22 protein-coding genes and 1 tRNA gene are annotated in these 25,307 nt (G+C 63.7%); 18 read left to right on the top strand and 5 right to left on the bottom strand.

The genetic code is table 11. From position 1 onward, the window contains the following. Positions 1-1,450: aminotransferase class I/II-fold pyridoxal phosphate-dependent enzyme (locus tag VNK82_07260; protein HXE90745.1), on the top strand; the 1,450-nt coding region annotated here is incomplete at its 5' end. Positions 1,451-1,600: 150 nt separating this feature from the next. Then, positions 1,601-1,674, top strand: a tRNA-Gln gene (locus tag VNK82_07255). A 91-nt stretch (positions 1,675-1,765) separates the two neighbouring features. Here the strand turns inward: VNK82_07255 and VNK82_07250 are convergent. Further along, complete coding sequence (locus VNK82_07250; protein HXE90744.1) at positions 1,766-2,914, bottom strand: site-specific integrase; 1,149 nt, start codon at positions 2,912-2,914, stop codon at positions 1,766-1,768. A gap of 1,109 nt (positions 2,915-4,023) precedes the next feature. Here VNK82_07250 and VNK82_07245 point away from each other — a divergent pair. The 6 genes from VNK82_07245 (at position 4,024) to VNK82_07220 (ending at position 10,335) form a co-directional block, all read left to right on the top strand. Beyond that, positions 4,024-4,881: a hypothetical protein gene (locus VNK82_07245; protein HXE90743.1), complete on the top strand. Its 858-nt coding sequence runs from the start codon at positions 4,024-4,026 to the stop codon at positions 4,879-4,881. 5 nt (positions 4,882-4,886) lie between these two features. Then, positions 4,887-5,459, top strand: coding sequence for a hypothetical protein (locus VNK82_07240; protein HXE90742.1), 573 nt, complete (start codon positions 4,887-4,889; stop codon positions 5,457-5,459). 142 nt (positions 5,460-5,601) lie between these two features. Continuing rightward, positions 5,602-8,286, top strand: coding sequence for a hypothetical protein (locus VNK82_07235; protein HXE90741.1), 2,685 nt, complete (start codon positions 5,602-5,604; stop codon positions 8,284-8,286). Positions 8,287-8,438: 152 nt separating this feature from the next. After that, the gene (locus VNK82_07230; protein ID HXE90740.1) at positions 8,439-8,624 is read left to right on the top strand and encodes a hypothetical protein; all 186 of its coding nucleotides are present in this window, start codon (positions 8,439-8,441) and stop codon (positions 8,622-8,624) included. 221 nt (positions 8,625-8,845) lie between these two features. Continuing rightward, positions 8,846-9,595, top strand: a complete 750-nt coding sequence (locus VNK82_07225) for a hypothetical protein (protein ID HXE90739.1) — start codon at positions 8,846-8,848, stop codon at positions 9,593-9,595. Between the two features lie 107 nt (positions 9,596-9,702). Then, positions 9,703-10,335, top strand: coding sequence for a ParB/RepB/Spo0J family partition protein (locus VNK82_07220; GenBank protein HXE90738.1), 633 nt, complete (start codon positions 9,703-9,705; stop codon positions 10,333-10,335). A gap of 231 nt (positions 10,336-10,566) precedes the next feature. Here the strand turns inward: VNK82_07220 and VNK82_07215 are convergent, their stop codons facing one another. Continuing rightward, complete coding sequence (locus tag VNK82_07215; GenBank protein HXE90737.1) at positions 10,567-10,821, bottom strand: hypothetical protein; 255 nt, start codon at positions 10,819-10,821, stop codon at positions 10,567-10,569. On the opposite strand from VNK82_07215, the gene VNK82_07210 reads away from it, so the two are divergent. From VNK82_07210 to VNK82_07195, 4 genes are all read left to right on the top strand, one after another. After that, positions 10,820-12,778: a phage terminase large subunit family protein gene (locus tag VNK82_07210; protein HXE90736.1), complete on the top strand. Its 1,959-nt coding sequence runs from the start codon at positions 10,820-10,822 to the stop codon at positions 12,776-12,778. The two genes, VNK82_07215 and VNK82_07210, sit on opposite strands and share 2 nt — an antisense overlap. Positions 12,779-12,801: 23 nt before the next feature. After that, complete coding sequence (locus tag VNK82_07205) at positions 12,802-13,065, top strand: hypothetical protein (protein ID HXE90735.1); 264 nt, start codon at positions 12,802-12,804, stop codon at positions 13,063-13,065. A gap of 802 nt (positions 13,066-13,867) precedes the next feature. Beyond that, the gene (locus tag VNK82_07200) at positions 13,868-14,212 is read left to right on the top strand and encodes a hypothetical protein (protein HXE90734.1); all 345 of its coding nucleotides are present in this window, start codon (positions 13,868-13,870) and stop codon (positions 14,210-14,212) included. Next, positions 14,213-16,747 (top strand): phage tail protein, encoded by a 2,535-nt coding sequence (locus tag VNK82_07195; protein HXE90733.1) that lies wholly within the window; start codon positions 14,213-14,215, stop codon positions 16,745-16,747. A 213-nt stretch (positions 16,748-16,960) separates the two neighbouring features. Here VNK82_07195 and VNK82_07190 read toward each other — a convergent pair whose 3' ends face one another. The 3 genes from VNK82_07190 to VNK82_07180 all read right to left on the bottom strand — a co-directional run bounded on the left by VNK82_07190 (position 16,961) and on the right by VNK82_07180 (position 18,710). Beyond that, on the bottom strand, positions 16,961-18,019 hold the full coding sequence (locus tag VNK82_07190; GenBank protein HXE90732.1) for a tyrosine-type recombinase/integrase: 1,059 nt from the start codon (positions 18,017-18,019) through the stop codon (positions 16,961-16,963). Positions 18,020-18,233: 214 nt separating this feature from the next. Continuing rightward, positions 18,234-18,479 (bottom strand): hypothetical protein, encoded by a 246-nt coding sequence (locus VNK82_07185; GenBank protein ID HXE90731.1) that lies wholly within the window; start codon positions 18,477-18,479, stop codon positions 18,234-18,236. 3 nt (positions 18,480-18,482) lie between these two features. Next, positions 18,483-18,710, bottom strand: a complete 228-nt coding sequence (locus VNK82_07180) for a helix-turn-helix domain-containing protein (GenBank protein HXE90730.1) — start codon at positions 18,708-18,710, stop codon at positions 18,483-18,485. A 692-nt stretch (positions 18,711-19,402) separates the two neighbouring features. On the opposite strand from VNK82_07180, the gene VNK82_07175 reads away from it, so the two are divergent. The 6 genes from VNK82_07175 to VNK82_07150 all read left to right on the top strand — a co-directional run bounded on the left by VNK82_07175 (position 19,403) and on the right by VNK82_07150 (position 25,282). Then, positions 19,403-20,209 (top strand): AAA family ATPase, encoded by an 807-nt coding sequence (locus VNK82_07175; GenBank protein ID HXE90729.1) that lies wholly within the window; start codon positions 19,403-19,405, stop codon positions 20,207-20,209. Positions 20,210-20,450: 241 nt separating this feature from the next. After that, positions 20,451-20,741 (top strand): hypothetical protein, encoded by a 291-nt coding sequence (locus VNK82_07170; protein ID HXE90728.1) that lies wholly within the window; start codon positions 20,451-20,453, stop codon positions 20,739-20,741. A 182-nt stretch (positions 20,742-20,923) separates the two neighbouring features. Beyond that, positions 20,924-21,190, top strand: a complete 267-nt coding sequence (gene rpsO / locus VNK82_07165) for a 30S ribosomal protein S15 (protein HXE90727.1) — start codon at positions 20,924-20,926, stop codon at positions 21,188-21,190. 145 nt (positions 21,191-21,335) lie between these two features. Further along, positions 21,336-23,633 carry a polyribonucleotide nucleotidyltransferase gene (gene pnp, locus VNK82_07160; GenBank protein HXE90726.1) on the top strand — a complete coding sequence of 766 codons (2,298 nt, stop codon included), beginning with the start codon at positions 21,336-21,338 and terminating at the stop codon, positions 23,631-23,633. A 324-nt stretch (positions 23,634-23,957) separates the two neighbouring features. Next, the gene (locus tag VNK82_07155; protein ID HXE90725.1) at positions 23,958-24,896 is read left to right on the top strand and encodes an EamA family transporter; all 939 of its coding nucleotides are present in this window, start codon (positions 23,958-23,960) and stop codon (positions 24,894-24,896) included. Then, positions 24,893-25,282, top strand: a complete 390-nt coding sequence (locus VNK82_07150; GenBank protein HXE90724.1) for a sulfite exporter TauE/SafE family protein — start codon at positions 24,893-24,895, stop codon at positions 25,280-25,282. Before VNK82_07155 ends, VNK82_07150 begins: the two co-directional genes overlap by 4 nt. Positions 25,283-25,307: the final 25 nt, after the last annotated feature.

The following is a 25,307-nucleotide window of genomic DNA, read 5'->3' as shown; positions in this document are numbered from 1 at the left end:
CACTGGTCCGCCCGGAGCGAGGCCCGCCATGAAGACCCGCGAAAAAGAGACCCGGAACAACGCCACTAAGGCCGCTGCCAAGCCCAGCAATGGCGCGAAGGAGGCGCAGGAGGCGGCGCATCATGCCCAGGAGCCCTACCGCATCCGCACGCGGCTGATCCACGGCACTTCGAAGACGCCGAAGTGGGACTACGCGCACCACGTCGTGCCGCCCATCACGTCGTCGGCGACGTTCCGGTTGAGTTCGTCGCAGCGCGGGGCCAAGGGGTTCTTCGAGTTCGCCTGCGACACCATCGACGTCACCCGCAAGGTGCCCATCTACATCTACGACCGACTGGATGAGCCCACGCGCGGCATGCTGGAAGAAAACCTCGCCTTGGCCGAAGAGGGCGAGATCGGCGTCTGTTTCGCCACCGGGATGGCGGCCATCACCGCGGCGCTGAACACGCTGGTGGAATCGGGCGACGAGATCGTGGCGCACGACACGCTCTACGGCTGCACCTACAGCTTGCTGACCAACTGGCTGCCGCGGCAGCGCGTGACCACGCATTTCGCCAACCTGCGGGATCTGGCGGCGCTGGAGAAAGCCATCACGCCGCGCACCCGCGTGGTGTACTTCGAGACGCCGGTGAATCCCACCATGGAGCTGATCGACATCGGCGCGGTGCGCGAGGTGGTGGACCGCGCCAATCGCGAGCGCAAGCCCGAAGAGCGCATGCAGATCGTGGTGGACAACACCTTCGCCACGCCTTACTGCCAGCGCCCGCTCACCCTGGGCGCGCATGTGGTGGTGCAGAGTCTCACCAAAGGCATCGGCGGGTTCGGGACGGACATGGGCGGAGTGGTGATCGGCCCGCGCGCCATGCACAACCACCTGATGCTCTACCGCAAGGACTTCGGCGGCGTGCTCTCGCCCAAGGCGGCGTGGAACATCCTGGTGTACGGGCTGCCGTCACTGGCGGCGCGCATGGCCAACATGCAGCGCACCGCGATGCACGTGGCCAAGTTTCTGGAGCAGCATGCGAAAGTGGCGCACGTGGACTATCCCGGGCTGGCTTCGTTCCCGCAGCGGGCGCTGGCCGAGAAGCAGATGGTGGACTACCGCGGCAAGTTCGCGCCCGGGTCGATGATCTACTTCATCCTCAAGGACCAGCCGGGCTCGAACGAGCGCGCCGAGCGCTTCATCAACTACATCGCCGACAAGGCATACTGCATCACGCTGGCGGTGTCGCTGGGGCAGATCAAGACGCTGATCGAGAACCCGTACTCGATGACCCATGCCGCCTACGCGCACCGGCCGGAGAGCGGGGGAGACGGCAACGGCTCCCGCGATCTGAAGCTGGAAGACCACGGCCGCGGCGTGGTGCCGGGCGGCATCCGCATCTCCATCGGCCTGGAAGACCGGCACGACCTGATCGCCGACCTGGAGCGGGCGCTGGAAATAGCGTAAAGGCAGTGGTCAGTGGTCAGGGGTCAGTGGCCAGGAACGTCAGAATCAACAACCACAAGCGCGCAGAGGTCAGCCGTTCGGTTGACCCTCTGCAGGATGGTCCGTAGAATCGAAGAAGGCTGCGTGATCTGCGGCCGGCTCGCCTTCCGCTGCCCCCTCGTTCAATGGTAGGACAGCTGACTCTGGATCAGCATATCGGGGTTCGAATCCCTGGGGGGCAGCCAAATCGATTCAATCAGTTAGCGTGGCAGGTAGCCTGAGCCAGATCCAGACTGTGCCCAATTTTGTGCCCACCCACAAGCAAAATTCCATGCATCACTGTGTCCGCTGCGTTGCGTGTTCCTTCTGTTCGGCCTGTTTCTCGACACTGGCGTTGACCCGGCTGGCCTCCAGAGCCGCGATCGCGGTCTGCTTGGCCTGAGTCCGGATGTGACTGTACCGTTCGAGCATAGAGCGGCTGACGTGGCCAGCCAGGGCGCGGATGGTTTGCTCAGAGACGGCTGGATTTTCCGCGAGCCGGCTCACGAAGGTGTGCCGGAGATCGTGCCAGCGGTAGTGGACGCCGGCTTCGTCCTGGGCAGTGCGCCAGGCCCTTTGCCAAGACTGCATCGGCTTGGAGAGGTCAAATTTGGCGATCTTCGATTCGCGGCCACCCTTGAGCATCTGGACCTCGTGATGAGGAAAGACGTAGGAATCGCCGGTGGCTTCTGGAAAGCGCGACAGCCACAAAGTGAGCGTGCTGCACACGTCTGCGGAGAGGGGGACGCTGCGGCCGGTTCCGGCCTCCGTCTTTGAAAGTGGGACGATGACTTCTCCAGATACGATCAGGCCGTCCTTCCACGCCACGTGAAGGTCCCGGCGCTGGAGTGCCTTCATTTCGGAAGCGCGCAGTCCCGTGTCGCGCGCAAAGATGAAGAGGGGCAGGAGCGATGGGGCTTGGCTGGCGCGGCAGGCTCGCAGCAACTTTTCCTCATGTTCGGCCGTGAGAGCACGGCCGACATCATGGTTCTCACGCAGACGTTGAATGCGCTCAGCAATGGATGCCCACAGCCCGAGCCGCTTCAGAACGCCGCGGATGCACGCGACTTCATAGTTCACAGTCCGGTTGGAGGCGCCATCGGCAAGCCGACTCACGCGGTAGGCGACAACCTCGGTTAGCCCCACGTCGCACGCCAGCCGCTGGCCAAGCACGGCGTTCACCGGCTTTAGGCGCTGCTCATATCCGAGCTTAGTCTTGGCTGCCAGGTTGGCTTTGGTCGCGAGCCAGTCCTTTGCTGCCGAACTGAACAGCGGCGCCTGCTTTCGTTCGGGGATGCGATTGAATCCGAGCTCCAGCTCGCGCCGGCGGGAGCGCTCGGCATCGCGAGCAACCGTCTTCGAAGTAGTTTTGGCACTCTCGCGGATCTGCTGGCCCGCGAAACGGAATTTGTACCAGTAAACAGAACCGCGTCGGTAAAGGCTCATGGTTGTCACCCCCTCAGTTTGGGTTCTTACGTCGACGGCTCTTGTAATCCTCCGAAGTCTGGTACTTCCTTTTTGCGCGTAGCCGGCAGTCCTTACTACAAGCCTTGGACCAGGGCTTCGTGGCTACGAACCAACGATCGCATTCGCGCTCCGGACGTTTGGTATTATCATGCCTCCCCCGTTCATCTTTGTGCGCCGCCGGTGCCACGCAGCGGCGCAACCTCTGCAGGGAGCCCTTTACGAGGGCGTCGATGATTACATGTACCGCTCGCAACTCCTGTCGCACCACGCTTCTTGATCGCGCCCAAGGTAGGCAACTGAACGGTTTCGAGGTTGCCAGTCCAAAATACCCTGATCTCCGCGATTGAAAAGATGGAATCAGAGAGGGATAAGAACTGTAGGTTCTGAGTTGCTGATTAACGGCCGCGAGACGATCTTGGAACCAATCCCACGCGATTGGTTGATGCCGGTCTGATCTTTGCGGATCCGTTCTCCATTCGGCAATTCCCGCGAGTCTCTGAAGTTCCTGCAGGTCATTGAGCAGCTTCACGACGCTCCTCCTGGCCCGGACGTCTGACTCCATATCGCAAGTGAAGCCCTCGCGGATGCTGGGACAGTGCTGCCGCTGCATGTGGCCAATCCAGCGCTGCCATTTTCCGCCCTGCCCGGGTCCGTTTAACCAGTCGACCAGAAACTGCATCTCGGATCGTGTACCTGTCTTCATGATCTCCTGGTCAGACACTCAGACTGGGTAAACACTTTTGCGTCCGGTATCTTTCTTTGCCACCGTTGACACGTCGTAGTCTTGATGTAGTATCAGACGACAAATACAGTACTACCGAGAGAAACGAGATGTCAACCAATTCGAACCACACGAAACTGCGGAGAGAGCCACTGTTAACTGTAGAGCAGGTGGCTGAACATCTGGCCATAAAGCCTTCGACGGTACGGGCGTGGATTTTGCGGCGGAAGCTTTCAACCGTGCACATCGGCCGGTGTGTGAGGATTCCTGCGAGCGAGATCGGCAGGCTTATCGATGGCGGCTTCATGCCCGCTGCCACGAAGTAAATCGCCCCGTGGCTCCAGCAGGTAATAGAGAGGAGGAGCAGATGCGAACAGAAAATGTGAGTGCAGAGATCGAGCGGCTGCAAGGCCGGCTTGCTGAAGTCGAGCAGCGCCGCGCGGCCGCGCAGGCGCGTATTGGCATTCTGGAGGGGGACCGCCGCGGCGCGGTCGTCACCGCCGTCTCCGATGGCGATGCTCGAGCCCAGAAGCGGCTGCGCGAGATCGATGCGGAGCTCGAATCACTGCGCCGGCAAGAGGCCGACCTGGGCACCGCGGCAGTCGGGCTTGGCGAGCGAATTGAAAGCTTGCAGCGCGATCTCGAAACCGCTCAGCACTCCGAATCGTTCGCTACGCTTCAAGGCCTCCGGGAAATGCACCTGAGCAAATGCGCGCAACTCGAAAAGCTGACCCAGGGCGAGCTGATACCGCTCTTGCGGGACATCGAGGGCGTCGCGGGCAATATCAGCGCAGTGAATGGGCAACTGGGTGGCCAGATGAACGTTCGCGAGCGCTTTTTTAAGTCGGCAGTCGGCTACGTGATCGCGCTCCTCCACCTGGAATTTCCGTTGGAGCGGGCGGGGTCGGGCAGCGGGGAGTCGGCCTACTGGTTCGAATTTCCCGCCGAAACCGATACGCCAGAGATCGCAGGCCTGCGCCAGCGTGTCGATGCCCTGCAGCGGCAGCCTCTGGAGGATGGCGAGACCAAGGATGATCGTGCGCGAAGGATCGAGGGTCTCTGGGCGGAGATCAAGCGATGCAAGATCGAGCGCGTCAAAGCGCACGCGCTGAGCCGACGAGTCGAGGGTTTCGGCTCGAAGCTCGTCGCTGATTGCGAGAAGCGCTTGGTCCCGGCCGCGCCTCCGGTCACTGCCGGCGTGAGCCAAGCGTCGGGCGGGGAGTAACGCCAATGCCTGGCAACGAGCAAAAGGTCAGACTGATCGGCGGCCGGCGCTGGCGCACACTGGAGCGCAGCACCCTGAGGCACGATGGATACATGACGGCTAAGATCGCGGCCGCGGGGCTGGATCGCATCAGTCGGCAGGGCGACGAGTCGCCAGAAGAATTCGCGCAGCGACTGCTCCAAAAGATTCTACTCAGCGGCGCCTGGTTTGATCTCCTGGGCGGCCTCGTGCTCCCTGATGAGCTGGCCGACGATCAATGGTCAGAGAAGGTTGCTGCCGAAACTGCGGGGTTCCTCGCGCAGGTCACGGATGCGGCCGACAAGCAAGCGGTCCGGGAGGCCTTCAGGCCGCTGCTGGTCGGTTTTTTCGCCGCCGGGATGGGCTACAGCGCGCGTTCCCGCACTGCTTCGACCGCCGCGGAAGCAGGCCAGCCCATCCCCGCGCCGTTGCACGCCAGCGGGAGCGCGACGCCCACGGCACCGATCTCGGCGTCTGGTCAGCAGTCGTCCGCGAGCTGGGGGGCCAGGATCCGGGGCGTTTTGAAGAGGTGCTCGATTGGGCGATCGGGGATGCGCTGACTGCGTACGAAGAATGCCTGCGCGAAGATGCGCAACGTGGCTACTTCGTCGAGTTCCTGGGATGGTGCGCGCTCGCGGCTACGGGCGCGACGAAACGTAAAAAACCGCCGGAAGTGCCGGCGATTTTGAGGGACTGATATGAATGGCCGCTCCTGATGTTCGAGTCCGATTGAGCGCGGAAGGTTTGGCCGATGTCGTCTCGGCATTCAAGAAGGTCCAGTCCGAAGCCGAAAAGGCCGGCAAAGCTGGGTCCCTGGGCGCCCGCGGCCTCCAGTCTCTGAGCGGCGCGCTGAGCGGCGTCGCCAGCCTGCTGCCGACGCTCACCGCCGCCGCCGCCGTGGCCGGCCTCACTGCGCTGGCCAAGAGCTCCCTCAACACTGCTGATTCGCTCGGCAAGCTGAGCCAGAAGACCGGGGTTTCGGTTGAGACCCTCAGCGTCTTTTCCTTCGCAGCGCGCACGGCCGACGTGAGCCAGGAGGAGCTGGGCAAGGCGCTGCAGAAGAGCGTGCGGTTTTTCGATGAGTACAACCGCGGCGCCAGCAGTGCGGAAGGCGCGGTGCGGCGGCTGTTCGGCTCTTCGCAGGCCCTCAAGGGCCTGGACCAGGACCAGCAGATCCTCAAGACCGTGGATGCGCTGGCGAAACTGGAGCCCGGCGCCAAGCGGACCGCCCTGGCCATGGAAATCTTCGGCAAGGCGGGCGCCAACCTCCTGCCGCTGATTGATGACCTGGGTTCGGGCGGCATCGACGAGCTGCGCACAAAGATGAAGGCTCTGGGGCTGGAATTCGACGAGAGCCTGGTAGCCGCAGCCACGCGCGCTAACGACGCGCTGACCGACCTCAAAAGTCTAGCCGAGGGCACCGCCACTCAATTCGCCGCCGGCTTCGCGCCCGCGCTGGCCGAAGTAGGCGAGGCCCTCGTGGAGGTCACCACCGAAGATGGCGTGAGCGGCTTCCGCACCCTGGGCGACGTTGCGGGTCGCGTACTCAAGCTGCTGATCCTCAGTATCGCGGCGGTCATCGCGGGCGTGGTCGAGCTCGGCGGCAAGCTGGGCGTTGTGGGCGTGGCGTGGAACAACCTCCTGGTCAATGTCTTCACGAAGGGGCCGAAGCAGGCTCTCTCCATTTTCCGCTCCGAGATCGACGGAGGCTTCGACGCCATCGACAAGTTGATCGAGGAACGGGCTGCCAAACTGCTGAACGCTTTGGACCCTACGGGCCCGGTGATTCAACGCAAGCGCAAGCGTGACACGAGCATCAGCCAAGATGAGGAGAACAACCGTCGCGCGCTCGAAGCCAGACGCAAACTCGAAGACGCCACCCTGGCCGTGTTCGAGGCCCATCTCGAAAAGGAACTTGCGCTGCAGAAGGCCAAGAATGCGCTGGCGCTCGACGCCGAAAAGCAACGCTTCGATGAAGGCCGGGTGGAGATCCAGAAGTACTTCGACGACCGCCGGGCCATCATCACCCGCGAGTCCGATGCCGAGATCGCCCTATTGGACCAGAAGATCGCGGCCCAGCAGCAGAAGCTCGCGCTCGAAGCCGCGCGGCCGCTCAAGAAGGGCGAGACGCAGGATGACCGCGCCGCCCGACTGCTGGCCATCTCCAAGGAGATCAGCGAGCTGGAGAAGCAGAAGGGCCTGGCCGAGATCGAGCGCCAGCGGCAGTTGGCCGCGCTCCAGGCGGAACAGCTCACCCTGGAGCGTCAGGCCACGCAGGAGCGGCTGCAGGCTGAGGCCCAGATCCTCGATGCCCAGGGGCAGCGCTTCGAAGCCGCCCGCAAGGAACTGGAGGCGCAGATAGAAGGCCTCCAGCGCCTGAAGGGCGAGACGGACGAGGCCTTCGCGGGGCGCCAGCGGACGCTGTTCGATGCCGGCGCGCAGCGCATTGCCTTCGAGGAGATCAAGGCGCAGGCTGAGCAGGCGCTCGCCGACATTGCGGCCCAGCGCCAGGAGGTCCTCAATCAGGTGCAGAGCGGCCTCCTGTTCCAGTTTGAGGGCGAGGAGAAGCTGCGCAAGCTGGAGCAGGACCGTCTACCAGTGTTGCAGCAGATCGCCGAGGCCATGCGCGCGGCCGCGGTGACCCCCGAACAGATCGCGCAGGCACGCGATTTTGCAGAGGCAGTCAACCAAATCGCCATCGCCAGCGACCTGGCAGCTCAGAGAACCGCAGATTTTAAGGGCAGCCTGCAGGCAGCGATCACGGCCGATGTGGCGAATTTCCTCGCCAACATCGGCCATGAAGCGCAGAGCGTTGGGGGCGCCTTCCGGCAGTTGGCGTTATCCGTCGCGCAGTCCATTCAACGGATCATCGCTGATCTGCTGGCCGCAATCCTCGTGTTCCAGCTTTTCAACGCCATCAAGGCGGCAGCGGGTTTCTTCGGATTGGGCGCTGGAGGCGGGGGTGCAGCAGGCGCCGGGAGCTCCGGAGGTGGTGGCCTTCTTCCTTTCTCATCCGGTGGCCAAGTCCGCGGACCTGGAAGCTCGACCAGCGACTCGATCCCTATCCGCGTTAGCGATTACGAATACATCGTGCGGGCTGCGGTGGTGCGCCAGCCCGGGGCGCTCGAATTCCTCGAGGAGTTCAACCGAGCCGGACTGCCTGCGGTCCGCCGCCGCGGCGTGCACAATTTCGCCGAAGGCGGCCTGGTGGCCGATGGCGACCTTCCCGCCGGTGGTGGCCGCAACGCCGCGCTTGAGGCCACGCTCGGCCTGGATGAGGGCCTGATCCTGAAGCGCCTGGAAGCTACGCCGGAGTTCAGGCGCGTGTTGGTGCGCATGGTGCAGAAGAATACGAAGGCCTTCAACGCTGCGTTGGGGAGGCCGTAAGTGAATCGCAGCGCTCCCGCGTGCGACCGCAAAGCGAAAAGGAGGAACATCAGACCATGAGTTCAGGGACCGTAGAACCAGCAGGGCCGCACAAGTGCACCTCAGGGTGCCCGAAGCCGGTCTGCCCGCTCCTTGAAGACCTTCACCGCCGGATGGCGCGCCGGTTCGCACAGCTTCGCACGAGCGCGGTGATGGTTAAATGCTGCGGCAGGCATATGGTGCCGGCGGAGCGACAGGTCTCGCCCATCTTGGAACGCAACGGAGAGTACGCCCAGATCGGCGAGCTGCTGCGCTGCCTGTCGTGCAAAAAGGAAGTGTTGATTGAGCCGTTCGTCTGAAGGGAACGAGGGGATTGATTCGCGCTACGGGTCTCTTCCTTTCGGACCCGTAGCGAGGACGCCGCGGCAACCGACGCGGCGCCCACACGCCCCGGAGCGGCTTTCCTCCGGGCCGGCGAGTGAAGGCGGTGGCCTTCTCAGCCGGGTTTCGGGGCCGGGCAACGCTCGGCTCGGCCCCGAAGCGCTCTGTTGCTTTGGAGAGCGGAGGAGGAGAAAAGGGAATGGCAGAGGGAATGGCAGAGAACGGGGATCTGGTCACCCAATTGCGGGAGCTACTCCAACAGCGCGCTGCATCAGGAAACGCTCCACCGCGTGCTTTCTCGGAAGTCCTTACGGTGCCCGTCGATGAAATGCTTGCATCGGTGCGCGCGAAGCTCGGCTGGGGGACCAAAGAGGATCTAAAGAAGCTTACGTCACTGGAGGACGGAACAGTCATCACGTTCAAAGGCGACGACATGATCTTGACGCGTCCCGCAGCAACTTCACCGGCAGCAAAACCCGCGATGACTGCTGTCGCACCGGTAGCTGCAGCTCCGCCAGCAGTCGCGGCGGATCAGACGAAGCGCCAGACACTCGAAGAGGAATGCGCATCCGTGTGGAACGCCGACGCGGATGTGCGCACCGAGTTCGGCGGCGAGTTCACCCGCTACCTCGCCTTTCGAAAGGCAGAGGCCGCGGGCAGGGTGGGCCGACTCACGGGTTCACGCTTTGGGCAGGATGCTGCTGTCGCGGGTGCGTCTGACGCCTGTCCGTTCTTTGACCGGCTGGGCGTGGAGGCCGCCGCGAAGCAGGAGTGGGGTAGCAATCCCGCTCTCAGGGCCGAGTTCGGAACCCTTGAGCGCTATCAGGCTTGGAGGATCGCAGAGGCGCGGGGCCAGGTCAATAGCGGAGCCGTTGCTCACTCAGAGCAAGTCCATCACGAACGCGAAAAGCAGAGAGATGCCTCGCGGAGAGTGTACGACGGCCGGTGAGTTTAACGGGTCCTTCCAGGGCCCACTCCCCTGCGCGGGTGACGGCGGCTGCGGCTTGCCGCTAGCGTAAGACAGAAAATTTTTCGCTGTCGTTGTCGTTTTCGACCATGAAGAGCAAACTGAAAGTCGAATGGCTCGACATCAGCAAGATCAAGCCATATGCCCGCAACCCGCGGACTCGCAGCGAGGCGGCGGTGCAGAAGGTGGCTGCTTCGATCCGCAAGTTTGGCTGGAAGCAGCCCATCGTTGTCGATCGCGATCTCGTCATCGTCGCCGGCCATGGCCGCTACGAGGCCGCGCTCGCCCTGAAGCAGAAGACCGTGCCCATCGTAGTCGCGCGGGATCTGACGCCGGCGGCTGCCTACCGGCTTGCAGATAACCGCACGCGGGATGAGACGAGCTGGAACAAGAAGCTGCTGCGTCTCGAGCTCTCGGACCTGCGCGGCCGCAAAGCTGATCTCACGAGCACCGGTTTCGATAAGGACGAGCTGACAAAGCTCCTGGCCGGCATCACGGCCGACGATGTGAAGTCGGTGGCTTTCACCGCGTCCCGCGTACCCAAAGTTTCGCGCGCCGGCGACACCTGGCTCCTGGGCGCGCACGAGCTGACTTGCGGCGCTGAGGACCCGCACCAATGCGACCGACTGATCGCGCGCTGGCAAAAGATGACCGGCCAGTCCGCGCTGCTGAAGGCCTCCGGTCAGACGTTCGCGGAAACTGCGCAACGGAGGACCGCCTAGCGCCTGCAAAATGGAATGGCCGTCGTCAGCGTGTCCCAACTCGGCGAGATACTCCGGCGCTCCCCGCGGGACATTCAGCGCCTGGTCCAGGCGGGGATGCCGCGTCAGGCCCATGGCAAGTACGAGCTGGGCGAGTGCATGCGCTGGTACATCGGCTTCCTGCAGGACCGCACCCAGGCTTGCGAGTCTGAAGATGGAGCCTCGGTTGGCAAGGGGCCTCCAGAAGCGGACCTACTCAAGCGCGCGCAGCGCGAGCTGCTGGAGCACAAGTTGGCAGAGCGCCGGCGCGAATTCATCCCCGCCGCGGTGGTGGAGGAGAAGTTCGAGGAGCTGCTCACCACAATGCGCCAGCGCGCCCTCGGTCTGCCTGTCCGCTTGGCGGCGAACTGCGAGGACGAGAGCCGCGCGGTCATCAAGGCGCGGATGGACGCGGAGATTCGCGCCATGCTCCACGACCTGGTGCCCCTGGTTAAGGATCTGATCCATGGCAACGGCCGAAAGCGTCGCCCCGCATCTGGACCGCCTCGGGGAGATATTCCGAAGCCGGGCGCACCTGCTCGCTCCGCCGGCGCGCGCCGAAAGCGTCAGTCAGTGGGCAGAGCGAAACCGCATCCTGCCCAAGGGCCGGACGCACCGGCCCGGTCCCTGGCTGACCGAGTCGTACCAGCGGGAGATCATGGATTGCATCCTGGATCCGGCGGTGCGGCGCATCACGCTGCGCAAGAGCACGCAGGTGGGCGGGTCGGAGGTCATGAATAACGTGATTGGCTACTTCATCGATGCCGATCCGAAACCGATCATGCTGGTGCAGCCTACCTCCGAGACGGCGAAGGACTACTCGAACGAGCGCATCGCGCCCCTGATCGAACATTCCCCGGCGCTGCGCAGCAAGGTACGCACGGCGACCAGCCGCCGCGCCGGCAACACCGTGCGTCTGAAGCGCTTCCCCGGTGGGTATCTGAAGATCACCGGCGCCAATTCTGGTGCAGGCCTGCGTTCGCATCCGATTGCCGTGCTGCTGCTCGACGAGGTCGAGGCTTATCCGCTCGACGTGAACAAAGAAGGCGATCCCGTCGAGATCGCCGAGCGCCGCACCGAGACTTTCGATGATGCCAAGATCTTCCTGGCCTCGACGCCAGCGCGGCCCCGCGGCCTGTCGCGCATCGATGCCGAGTACGACGCCAGCTCGCAGGGTCTCTTCCATCTGCCCTGCCCGTTCTGTGGCTTCGAGCAGCCGCTTTGGTGGCGCGATCCGGACTCCGACCCTGAGCACCCAGTCTATCGCCTGGTGTTCGAGCGCGATGGGCAAGGCGCCGTCATACCGGAAAGCGTCCGCTATCTGTGCACGCAGTGCGGCCAGGGCATCGATGAGAAGCACAAGGCTCGCATGCTCGCCGCCGGCCGCTGGATCCACCGCCGTCCGGAGCGCACCGCGCACCGCGGTTTTCACTTGAACGCGCTGTACTCGCCCTGGAAGCCGATCTGGGCGGAGCTGGCCGAACGGTGGGTGGCAGCCAAGGATAACCCGGAGAAGCTGCGCGCTTTTGTCACCCTTTCGCTCGCCGAAACGTGGGACGCCGCGGCGCAGAACCCCGTTGAAGCGCCCGTGCTGCGCTCCCGCGCGAAGGAAGAAAAGTACCCGGCGCAGGTGCCGCGCGGCGGTTGCGTGCTGGTGGCCGCGGCCGACGTGCAGCACAACCGCATCGAGGTTCAGGTGAAGGCCTTCGGGCCGGGTGAGGAGAGCTGGCTGGTCGATTATCAGGTGTTCTGGGGCAACCCCGGTATCGAGGTCGATCCAGCCACGCAGGTGAACGTCTGGGAGCAGCTCGACCATTACCTGCTGCGCGAATGGGAGCACGAGTGCGGCCTTCGCCTGCGGCCGGCCATCGTGCTCATCGACTCCGGCGCCCATGCGGACAGCGTCTATGATTTCGTGCTGCCGCGGCAATTCAGCCTGCGCCGTATCTATGCCTGCAAGGGCGTGGATCATCTTTCGCGCCCCGGCCTGGTGCAGGAGAGCTCGACGCGCAAAGCCAACATCCGCCTGTGGCTTGTGGATACTTACGCCGCCAAGGACCGCATCTTCGCCCGGCTGAACATCCCGAAGCCGGGACCAGGCTACATCCACCTTCCGGATTGGGTGACCGACGATTATCTCCAGCAGCTAACCAGCGAGCGCAAGATCACGGTGCGCGACAAACGCACCCGTACGCCGCGCTCGATCTACGTCCAGACCTATGCGCGCAATGAGGCGCTCGACCTGGAGGTCTACTGCCACGCTGGTCTGTGGCTGCTGCAGAATCTGCTTGCGCCGGCGCTCTATCGTGACCTGGGCGCGCTCGCCGAGCATATCCAGCAGGGCCGCAATCCGGCGACGCTGGTTCCGGCCCCGGCGCGCCGCGTGCGCACGCCTGGAAACCCGCTCGGCAGCATGCCCCGGTGAGTACTTTTGAAGGAGGTTCGCAGATGGGTCCGGCTGAAGCTGTGAAGGCAATCGAGACGGTCATTGAGCAGCACAACTGTGCTGGCGATCACAGTGCCCTCGGAGAAATCGAGCGGCTGTTGAAACACGTCACGGCAGAGACTGCCTACGTTGAGGAGAAAATCCTCCAACTGAAAGAAGCGGCCAGCGCGTTCTACGGCGAGAACGTAGGCCCCTTCGGGCGTACCGAATCGCAACGCCGCCACGATCTGGTCTTAGCCGTCCACCGAATGGAGCAGGCCTTGTGAGGCGCTACTGCTGCCACTGCCGCGCGCCCATCCCAGCACGCCGGGGAGTCCGTAGCGTTTTCTGTTCTGAGGAGTGCCGGCGCCAGGATAAGAAAGCAAGGCGCCAGGGGAGAGCCGAGAAACGCTGCCGGCTGTGCGGCAGGGCCTTCCGGAGGCCGCGCCCGGCTCCAGGGCCCAAGACGACAGCAGCGGCGATTTCCAGACCCTGTGCGACGGTCGCACAGCAGGCCGTGGAAACCGGTCCGACCTGCCAGATACAGATTGGAGAGCGCAAGGACCTCGAAGCCAGTGGCGTCGAGTGAAGTGAAGCAACTGGAGGGTAATGTCGATCCACCTTATGAGTCTGGCCTGGAAAAGTCGCGAGTTCCAAGATCCCAGGGAGTTGTTGGTTATTCTCTGCCTCGCCGACCACTCCAATGAGCGCGGGATCTCGTGGCCTTCCATTCCGGCGATTGCGAAAAAGTCCCGGCAGTCAGAGCGCCAAGTCCAGCGCATCCTCTTAAAACTAAAGCGCGAGCGTTGGCTGAAAACGACAAAGCAGCAAGGTCGCCGAGGCACGAACCTGTACGAGCTCGATTGTCGGAAGTTGGAGGAGGCTGCTGCTCGCGCCATCTGTCAAGAAGATGGGGTGTCAGCCAGTCACCCCAAGAACGTGGGGTGTCAGGAGGAGCGCCATGGGGTGACAGCGCGGGCCGTGAGGGGTGACAGAGCTTGTCACCCGAACCATCAAATAGAACCATCAAAAGAACCGTCAGTAGGCGTCGGCCAAGAAAACCGGCCGACGCCGGCATCCGTCCCGATCATGGCGCTGCCGCTGAACGATGGAAGCGAGCACCCCATCCAGACCAACCAGGTCGAGGAGTGGAAGCGACTCTATCCGGCGGTGAACGTCCTGCAGGAGCTGCGCAATATGCGCGGCTGGCTGCTGGCCAACCCGCGCAACCGCAAGACCAAAGCCGGCGTGCTGAAGTTCGTGAACCGCTGGCTCGCAGTCGAGCAGGACAAGGCGCCGCGGCGGGGCTCGCCTAGTCCTGCTGGACCTACGGCCGACGAGATCCTACGGCAGAAGCGGGAGCAACCGCCCGATGGCGAGCGGCAAGTAACTCCGGAGCAGGGTCGCCCGCTTCAGGGTCGGCTGGAGGTCTGAATGCCGTTCTGGCTCGTCGTCGCCCTCTTCGTCGCCACGCTGGTCGTGACGGCGGCGCTTTCGCCACGGCCGCCGAATGCCAAGGCCAGCGCGCTGGGCGACTTCCAGGTCCCGACCGCGGAGGATGGTCGAACGATCCCGGTGATTGCGGGCACCTGCATCGTGCGGGGCCCTAACGTGCTCTGGTATGGAGACCTGAAGAAAAATGCGCTTATCGGGAATCCAGGATGGAAGCGGGCGTTCACCCTGGGGATGATTTTTTCGCGGAGTCAAATCCTTGGCCATCAGTACTTCCTGGGCATGCAGATGGGCGTGTGTCACGGCGTCGTCGATGAGCTGGTTGCGATCTTGGTGGCCAACGACAAGCCCATCCCTGGCGTCGCGAATATTCTGCTGAGCCCGACTGGCGAAACCATCGTAGACATTAGCTCGAACGCAGCGCGCGACATGTTTGGCGGGACCATCAAGCAAAACCCTGGCGGAGAGGGCGGCCTGAAGGGGCGCATGCGTTTTTACAGCGGCAAGCCCAGCCAGCCGGCGAATGCCTACCTGGGACAGCAGCAGGGCTTCAGCCCGGCGCCGGCGTTCGGTGGACTGTGCCATGCCGTCTTGGAAGCTTCGCCGGTCACGAAGGGACTGCCCTTCTATGTCGGTACCAACCAGTACATCAAGGACTGGGCGTTCGTGCTGCGGCGCTGCCCCAAGAACCTGGGCCTGGCGGCGGGGCGCGAGAACATCGCCGGCGACACCAACCCGGCCGAGTGGATTTACGAGATCATGACCAACACCGTCTGGGGGCGGCGCATCCCGGCGGCGCGCTTCGACCTGGCCAGCTTCCAGGCGGCGGGCAACACGCTCTGGTCGGAGAGCATGGGCATCAGCCAACAGCTTGATAATCCCAGCGACCTGGATTCCATCCTGGGCGATATCCTGCAGCACATTGATGGAGCGATCTACACCGACCCTGCAACCGGCCTGTGGACACTGAAGCTGATCCGCGCCGATTATGACCCCGGCACGCTGCTCGAACTCACTGATAACGACATCCTGGAGCTGGACTTCGGGCGCGTGAGCTGGCAGCAGACGCTGAACGAGGTCAAGGTCAAGTTCCTGAACCGGGCTACCTGGAAGGAAGAAGTCGTCCAAGCCCAGGAGACGGCCAACCATGCGACGCGCCAGGAGATCGACGGCGAAGTTCTGCCTTATCTGCTTTTCTCGAATTCCGCGGTAGCCCAGAAGGTAGCCAACCGCGAGATGCGGCAGCGCTCCTATCCCTTGGCCAAGGCGCGCGTGGTCGCCAACCGCAAGGCCTGGGCGCTGCGCCATGGTGGCGTGTTCAAGCTTACCTGGGCGCCGCTGGGGATCAGCGGCATGGTGATGCGGGTCTCGAATATCAACTATGGCGCGCTGGAGAACGGCCGCATCGAGATCGAGTGCGTCGAGGATATCTTCGCCGTGGGCTCGACCGTGTATGACCCGCCGGCGGATAGTGGCTGGGTTGACCCGGTGACCGATCCACTGCCACCGACCGCCCAACGCCTGGAGGAAGTGCCCTATCACCTGACGGAAGGCGGCGAGCGCGAGCTGGCAGCGCTCTGCGTGCGCGCCGAAGAGCAGAGCGCCGGCTATCAGATCTGGAGCGATGAAGGCGCGGGCTTCTACCAGTCGAACACCAACGGGACTTTCAATCCCTCGGGCACGCTGGTCAACGCCTACCAACGCACCACCGCCGCCCTCGATACGGTCGGCTTCGTCATCCAGGGCGCCCAAGACCTCGCTGGAATTGAGAACACGGACGCCGGCGGGCGCGTGCGTGGGGATCTCCTGGTGCTCATCGATGACGAGTGGATGAGCGCCACCACGGTCACCGACAACGGTGATGGCACCTACACCATCGCCGGCATCGTGCGCGGAATCTTCGACACCCTTCCAGCCGATCACAGCGCCGGCGCGCGCGTCTGGTTCTTCTCGGACGGCACTGGGTTGAACCTGGCCGGTCTGGTACGCGACGCCGACTACCCCAGCGACATGACCATCTCGGCCAAGTGCCTGCCCTTCAGCCACAAATCGACCGTGGCCATCGGCAGCGTGTCAGCGGTGGTAAAGACGATGGCCAGCCGGGCGCAGAAGCCCTACCCGCCGGGCAAGGCGCAGGTGAACGGCCTGTACTGGCCCACTGACGTGGTGGGGAATGCCGCCTTCACCTGGGCGCACCGTATCCGCACCGCCCAGCCGAACGTGGTGCAACAGGATGCGGCCAGCGTCTCGGGCGCGATCGAGGGCACGTACACCGTCGAGGTGCTGCTGAACGGCGTGGTGCAAGGCAGCCGCACCCAGACGGGCCTGACGGGTACTTCTTTCACCTACCTGCTGTCGGAGTACCTGGCCGACGCGCCCACCGGCAAGGCAGTGCAGTTCCGCATCACCCCGGTCGCGACGCTGAACGGAGCGGTGCGCACCACGGACGCCTTCTGGTTCGGCGGCTTCGGCCTCAACTTTGGCCGCAACTTCGGGGGAACCAACCAAGGTGGCTGATGGTGAGTTTGCGGTAAAATCCTCTAACGAGACCGTCCCCCGTGCCAAAGACGACCCCATGGCGTGAGCTGATCAAAGACCGGTCGCCACAGGAGCGGGCTAGGGTTGAACGGCTCGTCAAGGTCCTCGAAGCCCAAACGCTGGTCTACCAGATCCGCCAGGCCCTCGATCTCATCAGGTAGCCCAAGGCAACGAGAGCCCCTCAATGGACCCCTACCGCCAGGAGCGGTGAGGCAAGCGCCGCCTCGCCCTGCCCCAAAACGGTGCTGGAGGCATCGGTTGGGCCGGAATAATTGCAACCTGGCCTGCTTGGGCCTGCGACTCCGACTTCGACTGCCTGGTCAGCGCTTCGACGGCCTCGCGCCTCGTTCGGACGCGAATATGGCTATAGCGCTTGAGCATCTCGTTCGAGACGTGCCCAGCGATGTCCATCACCGTGCGCTCGCTAACGCTGGGGATCTCCAGCAGCGCCGTGATCGCATGGTGGCGCAGGTCGTACTGGCGCAGGCCGGGCAGCCCGGCGGCGGTGCGCAGGGCGTACCAGGCCTTCTTCCAGCTTCCCATCGGCCGCATCGGATCGGGCTCGGCGCCCTGGGCGTGTGCGCGATGCGGGAAAAGATAGTGCTCTGGGCGCGTGGCTCCCATCCTGCGCGCTCGCTCGACGGCCTGCCGTGCCGCCCATAACGCATCCTGGTTGAGTGGGATGTCACGTTTGCGGTTTGGGTTCTTGATTCCCTGGCGGATGTGGAGCTCAGCCTTTTCAAGGTCGACGTCACCTAACCGTAACATGCGGAGTTCACCAGGGCCGGCGGTTGTGTTCGCGGTCAGGAGTGCAGCCACATAGGCAACCCTCCAGCGCTTGTTCGTTGACGCCATGCGGAAAAGACGCTCGAATTCCTCCCGAGTGAGCGCCCGCCCGGGCGAAGACTCCGGCAGCGGCAAGGGCTTATACCAAGGTTCCATTTCTTTCCAACAGCCGGCCAGCGCCAGGACCTGCTGCACGGTGTTGAGCTCGTGGTTTATGCGGCTGGCACCAGGCCGCTCCGGATGATGCCCCTTGCGCTTGGTGATCTCTGCCAGGCGCCGCTGTCGGTACTCCTGGATGTGGTCGATCCGGATCTCATCTAGACGCAACTCGCCGAAGAAGGGGAACAGGCGCTTGAAGTGGCGCAAGTAATCCTGCCGGCTGCCGTCGGAGAGGTGCGTGCGCGAGGCCAGCCAGATCGGGAAGGCTGTGGCGAAAGTCAGCATGCGAAATTCTGATGTTTCCATCGGCATCCTCCTGTGAAACGGCCGTGGCCAGGGCGGGCGAGGGCCGTAAGTTGTACACCACCGGCTCGCTCAGAAAGCCAGCCGCTGGCTCGATTGAAAGTTGTGAGGGGAAACGCTGCTGGTGTAGGTTCGAGTTAGCCATCGTTGCCTCCAGTTCAGGCGACTCTGGTTAGCGTCGCGCCGACGTTTCACGCGCCGGCGCGGCGCGCACTTTTCAAAACGGAATAACCCGCACCTCTGGGCCTAGCTTTTCCAGTGAGACGTTCGGCGTGGCAGTCTCCTGGAGGAGAATCACCGCTGCGCAGACTCCGCAGAGGGCTCCGGTTTCGCGCGGCTCGGCAGTCTCCTCGTACCAAATCGCGTACTCGAATTCGGCGGCGTTGTCGCATTCTTCGCAGGACTTCCCCGCGTAGAAGCTGCCATCTTGCACGCGCCGGAAATCGAGCCGTTCGATATCCATGACCTATGTCGATCTCTTCTTCCGGCCCCGTCCTTTGCGGTAGCGGGCCTTCTTGTACTCCCGGATCTTCTCCAGATCCTCCTCGGACCAGAGCCGCACAGTGACACCGCCGATTGTCTCCCGCCGCGGCGCTGGCACCTTGCCTTCGCGGATCCACCGGTGCAGCGTCGCCCGGCCGATGCCGGCCAGTTTGGCCGCTTGGGCGGTAGAGCCGAATCTGGGGGTCCCCACTCGAAGCTCAGGGAGCCGCAGCTCTGATCGCTTCCGCTTCATTCTCGACACAGAGGTGTATCATATTCATTCTTCCGTGGTCAAGCTTCCAATGGGAGGTAGGTCAATGTGAAACGGAGCTACCTCGTAGCGACATTCAATAGCCTGGAGATGTGTGCCCAATTTTGTGCCCCGTCACGGTCAAAAGTAGTAGTAACCGGTAGCAATCGCCGCTGTAGAAACTCGGGCGACGGAAGGCCACGAGGTCGCGCCAAGGCGTTCTCTTCACTGCGCTTAGTTGCGAACGAGTACGACCGATTGCGATATAGTCTAAATTGCTCTCCGTGGCAGGAGTCACAACTCTGGATCAGCATATCGGGGTTCGAATCCCTGGGGGGCAGCCAAGTTGTATCCGAACGTTGGAGTGGGAGAGGTCCTCGCTGCGCCCGGGACTTCGGCTGCGGGCTCCCGGCCGCCATAGCGGCCTCACGCCCGCAGAACGCCTCAAGTTCCAATCCGTGGGGGGGCAGACAAGAAAACCAGCTGCCAGCGGTCAGTGGTCAGTTGTCAGCCAACCTCCGGTGATTGCAGGGAGGAATCTCTCTCAGGAAGAGAATTGCCGGTGAAGGCGAGATTGTGTTACAAGCGCGAAGCGTTAGGTTGATGCTCCCTGAAAGCAAGAGGGCACGATCCTCAGGCAAGCGAAGGAACTCATGCGCAAGTGGATGCGGGAGCGGTTGAAGCGGCGGAAGAAGAAAGACGTGAGTGAGGTGGAGGCGACGGGGCGGATCGGGCAGCCGTTGCCCAGCGGGGCGGAGCCGCTGCGACCGTCGTATCCGGAGGCGATGCTGCGGGGGGCGGAGGCGGCGAGCGCGCCGCGGGAAGCGCAGCCCGTGAAAGATACGCCTCGACAGCCGGCGAAAGAGCCGCCCCGGCAGCACGGGGCGGCACCCAGCAAGGCAGAGCCCCGTCTGGTGGTGGAGACGCAGCCGGAATCGCCGACGGTGCCCCCGGCTGGGGCGTCGGAGGCGACGCTGCATCCTCCGGAGAAAAGTCCGAAAGCGCCCAAGGGAGTGGTGGTGCTGACCATCGGGCTGCCGGGCTCGGGCAAGACCACGTGGTACAAGCGCCGCGGGGTGACGCCGCTCTCGAGCGACATGCTGCGGAACATCCTGTTCGACGACATCACCGAGCAGCGTTACCAGGGGCTGGTGTTCTCGACGCTGCGGTCGCTGCTGCGGGCGCGGCTGATCGCCAAGATGCCGTGGAATTACGTGGACGCCACCAACCTCTCGCCCGGGGAGCGGAAGCAGTGGATCAAGATGGCCAAGGGCTTGGGCTACGAGGTGCAGGCGGTGTTCTTCGACGTGCCGCTGGAGGTATGCCTGGAACGGAACAAGCGGCGGGAACGGGTGGTGCCGGAAGACATCATGCGGCGCATGGCCGCCAAGCTCAAGCCGCCCAGCTTCGAAGAGGGATTCTCGAAGATCGTGGTGGTGAGAGTGAAGAAAACCGATTGAATCGTTGAGTCAGTGAATCATTGAATCAATAGGGTCGGGCCCTCGGGCGATTGAATGATCTGGTAATTGGGTAATCAGGTAATTGAAAGGCTCCAGCTTTTCGGCCCTTGGCAGGCTAATCACCAATAAGTTAATAACTTAGGTACTACTTACCTTGAACATAAATTTTGGGTTGCATTGGGAATGGGGCAGGAGTATGCTGCGGCGCGTTCGCCCCGACACACAACCCAGGTAGTGCCCGATGTTGCTGGAGAAGCTCCGCCACGGAGTGCTGGAGGTTGCGACCGACCGCGGGCCGCGATACGTGCGGCCGTCGCTGGTGGAGCGCGTGCAGTTGTTGTGGATGTTCCGCAATTTCCACGTGCTGTCGCAGGAAGTGCTGGGTCCCCACCAGAAGCACCTCATCGAGTCAATGTGCCGCGAAGAACGCTTCCGTCAACACCGGCAGAACGGTCATGTGCCCTGCGTGATCGGGACGGTGGAACGGCTGCCGTTGCTGCCCAGGAAGAACGGGAACGGAAAAGCGGCGTAGTTCTGGATTGAAACAATCAATCATTGAGTCGCAACTTCTCCGCCTTGGGACAGGCGACGCCGGGCGGGGCACCGGTGGTGTCGCCATGTCCATGAAGTCGCGAGGTTTACAGGGTGGGGAATCGCGTGTACTCTAGAAGGGTCGAGAACAACGGACAGAAACTGAGGAGCACACCAAGCCAAGTGTTGGCGAAAGAGCGCAAGACAGACGTCATCCAGCGGCACCGCCTGCATGCGACGGACACCGGGAGCCCGGAGGTCCAGATCGCGGTCCTGAGCGAGCGGATCGGAGAGCTGACCGAGCACTTCAAGACCCATAAGAACGACCACGCCTCCCGGCGCGGTCTTCTGATCATGGTGAGCAAGCGCCGCCGGTTGCTGGACTACCTGAAGAGCTACGACCCGGACCGGTACAAAGACGTCATCCAGAAACTCGGCATCCGCAAGTAGGCAGCCCGCGAGGGCAGGCCTAAGTGCGGCCGGGGATGGGTGTAGGTCGGCGTACGAAGCGGGGCTCTAGCCGGTCGGCGACGGTCGCGTCCCAGGTGCGCATTGCGTTTGGCGGCTCATCGGTACCCAGACCAAGGAGAGAGTAATGAAACAAGAGATGGTTGTAGAACTGGCGGGCGGGAAAAGCCTGCGCTTCGAGACCGGCCGGCTGGCCAAGCAGGCGCACGGCTCGTGCGTGGTGCGCGCCGCCGATAATGTGGTGCTGGCCACGGCCTGCGCCAATCCGGAGCCGCGGGAGGGAATCGACTTCTTCCCGCTGACCGTGGATTACCGCGAGTACACCTACGCCGGCGGGCGGTTCCCCGGGGGGTTCATCAAGCGTGAAGGGCGCATGAGCGAGAAAGAGACGCTGACCTGCCGGCAGATCGACCGGCCGATCCGGCCGCTGTTTCCCGAGGGCTTCCGGTGCGAGACGCAGGTGATCGCGCTGGTGCTTTCCGCGGATACGGAGAACGACCCGGATGTGGCGGCCATCAATGGGGCGTCGTGCGCGCTGACGGTTTCCGATATCCCCTTCCAGGGGCCGGTGGGAGCGGTGCGGGTGGGCCTGGTGAACGGCGCGTTCGTGATCAATCCGACCTACCAGGAGATGAACGAGAGCCTGCTGAACATCATGGTGGTGGGCACGTCGGAGGGCATCGTGATGGTGGAGTCGGGCGCCAAGGAAGTGAAGGAAGACACGGTGCTGGAGGCGATCGAGTTCGGGCACACGGAAATCAAGAAGATCTGCGCGGCCATCTCGGAGCTGGCGGCGCGGGTGGGACGGCCGAAGCGGGAAGTGCCGGCGGTGGAGTTCGATGAGGCCTACTACAACGAGCTGAAGCAGCGCATCGGCGGGCAACTGGCCGATTTGAGCGACACGAAGAAATATCCCAAGGCGGAGAGCTATAGCCGCATCCGGGCACTGAAGAAAGAACTGAAAGAGTCCTTGCCGGAGGAGGACGAAGAGGGCCGCCGGAAGCTTTCGCGCTACTTCGACATCCTGCGGGAGAACCAGTTCCGGGAGCAGGTGACGAGCGCGCGGCGGCGGCCGGACGGACGGGCGTTCGACGAGGTGCGTGACATCTCGATCGAGGTGGGCATCCTGCCGCGGACGCACGGCTCGACCGTATTCACCCGGGGGGAGACGCAGGCGCTAGTGACCACGACGCTGGGGACCGCGGAAGACATGCAGCGCACGGAAGGCTTCCAGGGCGAGGCCAAGAAGCGCTTCATGCTGCACTACAATTTCCCGCCATTTTCGGTGGGCGAGGTGGCGTTCATGCGGGGCGCGGGCCGCAGGGAAATCGGACACGGCGCGCTGGCGGAACGGGCGATGACGGCGGTGCTGCCGCCGGAAGAGACCTGGCCGTACACCATGCGCGTGGTCTCCGACATCCTGGAGTCGAACGGGTCGTCGTCGATGGCCTCCGTGTGCGGGGCGAGCCTTTCGATGATGGATGCGGGCGTGCCCATCAGGGCGGCCGTGGCGGGCATCGCCATGGGGCTGGTGAAGGAGGGCGACAAGTACGCCATCCTCACGGATATCGCCGGCGCGGAAGACCACTACGGCGATATGGACTTCAAGGTGGCGGGCACGAAGGACGGCATCACCGCACTGCAGATGGACATCAAGGTGAGCGGCATCACCAGCCAGATCATGCGCGAGGCGATGGAGCAGGCCCGGCGCGCGCGCATGCACATCCTGGAGAAGATGCAGGCAGCGATCGCGGAGCCGCGGCCGGCGATTTCGCCGTATGCGCCGCGCATCTACACGCTGCAGATCCCGACGGACAAGATCCGCGACCTGATCGGGCCGGGCGGGAAGGTGATCCGCGGGATCATCGAGGCGACCGGGGTGAAGATCGACGTGGAGGATTCGGGGCGAGTGAACGTAGCCTCGAACGACGAAGCGTCGGCGGCCCGGGCGCTGCAGATGATCGGCGACATCACCGCTACCGCCGAGGTGGGCAAGACGTACCTGGGCAAAGTGACGCGGCTGGCGGAGTTCGGCGCGTTCGTGGAGATCTTCCCCGGAACCGAGGGACTGCTGCACATCAGCGAAGTGGCCGAGCACCGCATCGCCAACGTGCGCGACGAACTGCACGAGGGCGACCAGATCCTGGTGAAGGTGCTTTCGGTGGAGGGCAATCGCATCCGGCTGTCGCGCAAGGCCATCTTGCGCGAGCAGCGGGCGAAACTGGCCGGGAGCAATCCGGAAATGGCCGCGGTCATCCCGGAAGAAGACCAGGGCGAACCCAACTTCAATCGGGTGGACGCCGGGCGTCCGCATGGCGGGCCGGGAGGATTCGGGGGCCATGGCGGCGACCGTGATCGCAATCGCCGGAGGCGGAGAGGAAGGCGCGGCGGAGGCGGTGGAGGCGGAGGACGCGGACCGAGATAGATTCTCTCCCACCCTGTCGCTCCAACACCGGGAGCGACAAGGGTGGGGCAGCCCAAACCGAGGTATAGAAAGCTAGTTTTACCCATGTACGCGTCGAAAAGCACGGCGCGAACATGGGGCACCGTCGCGGAGGACGGGGACCGAGATAGTGAATCATTGAGTCCATGAATCATTGAATCAATGATTCTTAGCAACTGCTTAAGGGCCGTGGCCGGGAGCCGCGGCCTTGCTTTTTGCACGAGAAGACCCAATTCTCCAACGGCAGTGTAGGGTATAGGGGTCCCTCGCGGCGCCCGCGTAGCTTCGCGAGCGGGCTTACTCGGGATGACAGATATCAGCACGCAGCAGAAGCTGACGGACGAGCGACGGTTCGGGCTGTGGGAGTGGGCCGCGTATGCAGGCCTGTGCGGCATCTGGGGAACGACGTGGATGGCGATCCGCGTCGTAGTCCAGGATGTACCCCCGCTGCGAGCGGCGGGAATACGGTTTCTCGTCGGGGCTGCGTTGCTGCTGGGTGGAGTGGCGTTGCGGCGGTCCATCGTGCTGCGCGACGCGCGGGAGTGGCGCGCGGTGCGCGTCCTTTCCTTCACCATGATGGCGGTGCCCTACGGGCTGCTGTTCTGGGCGGAGCAGTACATCGCCTCCTCGATGGCGGCGGTGCTGTACACCAGCCTGCCGCTGGTAGTGGCGCTGCTGACGCCGCTGATGTCGCACCATCGGGTGCCGCGCTCGGCGCTTCTGGCGATGCTGGTGGCGACGGGCGGGATCGCGGTGCTGTTCGAGAGCACGCTCTCGGTGTCGACCCGGTCGCTGATGGGCGGAGCGGCAGTGCTGGGGGCGGTAGCGGCGACGGCGTGGTCGGTCCACTTTGCCAAGCGAGAACTGCATGACATCGATCCTTCGGTAGCCACGGGGTGGCAGTTGCTGGGCGGGGCGGCGGCGTTGCTGGCGGTGAGCCTGCCTCTGGAGCGGCAGGCATCGCACTGGACGCCGCAGGCGCTGGGGGCGCTGCTGTTCCTGGCCGCAGGCGGCTCGGCGGTGGCGTTCGCCCTGTACTATTGGCTGCTGAAGCGCACCCAGCCGTACCAGATCTCGACCATGAGCCTGGTGATCCCCATTGTGGCCATCGTGGAAGGCGCAGCGCTGCTGAAGGAACCGATCCCGCCGACCATGCTGGCGGCGTCGCTGGTGGTGATCCTGGCGGTGGGCGTGGTGCTGCGGGCGCGGGAAGACGAAGACAGGGTACAGAGCGGCATAGTCTGAATGGATTCGGAAAGAGAGGATGCGCCATGCTGTGGCTCGCGTTGCTGGCTGGATTGCTGATCGGGGTGGTGTCAGGGATCGTGGGGATCGGCGGGGGAGTGCTGCTGGTGCCCGTCCTGGTCTATTTCTTTCACATGTCGCAGCACCGGGCGCAGGGAACGTCGCTGGCGGCGCTGCTGCTTCCGGTCGGCGGGCTGGCATTGTGGCAGTACTACCGTGCCGGGAATGCCGACGTGAAGATCGGATTGGTGGTGGCGCTGGGGTTTTTCATCGGCGGCTATTTCGGCGGAGCGCTGGCGCAGCATGTTTCGGAAGCAATGTTGCGGAAGACGTTTGCCGTGGTATTGGTGGCGGTGGGAGTGAAGATGTTCTTGCAGAAGGGGTGAGGCTAGAAACAACAGCCAACCACAA

The sequence above is a fragment of the Terriglobales bacterium genome (genome assembly GCA_035573675.1).
Taxonomy (GTDB): domain Bacteria; phylum Acidobacteriota; class Terriglobia; order Terriglobales; family Acidobacteriaceae; genus DATMAB01.
The sequence above is the reverse complement of the archived record's forward strand: the minus strand, read 5'-3'. Positions and strand labels throughout refer to the sequence as shown.

Excerpts from the sequence above, each read along its gene's own strand:
- VNK82_07155 (HXE90725.1), top strand. The coding sequence starts at position 23,958 with ATGACAGATATCAGCACGCAGCAGAAGCTGACGGACGAGCGACGGTTC.
- VNK82_07205 (HXE90735.1), top strand. The coding sequence starts at position 12,802 with ATGGGTCCGGCTGAAGCTGTGAAGGCAATCGAGACGGTCATTGAGCAG.
- VNK82_07225 (HXE90739.1), top strand. The coding sequence starts at position 8,846 with ATGGCAGAGGGAATGGCAGAGAACGGGGATCTGGTCACCCAATTGCGG.
- pnp (HXE90726.1), top strand. The coding sequence starts at position 21,336 with ATGAAACAAGAGATGGTTGTAGAACTGGCGGGCGGGAAAAGCCTGCGC.
- VNK82_07210 (HXE90736.1), top strand. The coding sequence starts at position 10,820 with ATGGCAACGGCCGAAAGCGTCGCCCCGCATCTGGACCGCCTCGGGGAG.
- VNK82_07185 (HXE90731.1), bottom strand. The coding sequence starts at position 18,479 with ATGGATATCGAACGGCTCGATTTCCGGCGCGTGCAAGATGGCAGCTTC.
- VNK82_07200 (HXE90734.1), top strand. The coding sequence starts at position 13,868 with ATGGCGCTGCCGCTGAACGATGGAAGCGAGCACCCCATCCAGACCAAC.
- VNK82_07250 (HXE90744.1), bottom strand. The coding sequence starts at position 2,914 with ATGAGCCTTTACCGACGCGGTTCTGTTTACTGGTACAAATTCCGTTTC.
- VNK82_07215 (HXE90737.1), bottom strand. The coding sequence starts at position 10,821 with ATGGATCAGATCCTTAACCAGGGGCACCAGGTCGTGGAGCATGGCGCG.
- VNK82_07230 (HXE90740.1), top strand. The coding sequence starts at position 8,439 with ATGGCGCGCCGGTTCGCACAGCTTCGCACGAGCGCGGTGATGGTTAAA.
- VNK82_07220 (HXE90738.1), top strand. The coding sequence starts at position 9,703 with ATGAAGAGCAAACTGAAAGTCGAATGGCTCGACATCAGCAAGATCAAG.
- VNK82_07195 (HXE90733.1), top strand. The coding sequence starts at position 14,213 with ATGCCGTTCTGGCTCGTCGTCGCCCTCTTCGTCGCCACGCTGGTCGTG.
- VNK82_07170 (HXE90728.1), top strand. The coding sequence starts at position 20,451 with ATGTTGCTGGAGAAGCTCCGCCACGGAGTGCTGGAGGTTGCGACCGAC.
- VNK82_07240 (HXE90742.1), top strand. The coding sequence starts at position 4,887 with ATGCCTGGCAACGAGCAAAAGGTCAGACTGATCGGCGGCCGGCGCTGG.
- VNK82_07175 (HXE90729.1), top strand. The coding sequence starts at position 19,403 with ATGCGCAAGTGGATGCGGGAGCGGTTGAAGCGGCGGAAGAAGAAAGAC.
- VNK82_07235 (HXE90741.1), top strand. The coding sequence starts at position 5,602 with ATGGCCGCTCCTGATGTTCGAGTCCGATTGAGCGCGGAAGGTTTGGCC.
- VNK82_07190 (HXE90732.1), bottom strand. The coding sequence starts at position 18,019 with ATGGAAACATCAGAATTTCGCATGCTGACTTTCGCCACAGCCTTCCCG.
- VNK82_07245 (HXE90743.1), top strand. The coding sequence starts at position 4,024 with ATGCGAACAGAAAATGTGAGTGCAGAGATCGAGCGGCTGCAAGGCCGG.